This window comes from Methylocapsa sp. S129, from assembly GCF_009765995.1.
Taxonomy (GTDB): domain Bacteria; phylum Pseudomonadota; class Alphaproteobacteria; order Rhizobiales; family Beijerinckiaceae; genus Roseiarcus.
This window is the reverse complement of the sequence record NZ_LMUI01000036.1, coordinates 1-396: the sequence shown is the minus strand read 5'-3', so window position 1 is coordinate 396 and position 396 is coordinate 1. Positions and strand designations below refer to the sequence as shown.

General features: G+C 61.6%; 1 protein-coding gene. It reads left to right on the top strand.

The window, feature by feature from the left end; genetic code table 11:
• The coding region (locus tag GSQ90_RS20220; protein ID WP_158816713.1) for an ATP-binding cassette domain-containing protein at window positions 1–396 on the top strand (396 nt) is incomplete at both ends.

Below are 396 nucleotides of genomic sequence, written 5' to 3'. Positions count from 1 at the left end.
GTTGCCTGGCTGCGGCGTCAGGTTGGCATTGTCCTGCAGGAAAATGTTCTGTTCAACCGTTCGATCCGCGACAATATCGCGCTCGCCGATCCCGGCATGCCGATCGAGCGGGTTATGGCGGCCGCGCAGCTTGCCGGCGCGCATGACTTCATTCTCGAATTGCCTCAAGGCTATGACGCCCCCGTGGGCGAACGCGGGGCCAACCTTTCGGGCGGACAGCGCCAGCGCATCGCCATCGCGCGCGCTTTGATCATGGACCCCCGGGTTCTGATCTTCGACGAAGCCACGAGCGCCTTGGACTATGAGAGCGAGCGCATTATTCAGGAGAATATGCGCGAGATCGCGAAAAACCGGACGGTTTTGATCATTGCCCATCGCCTCTCGGCCGTCCGGCAC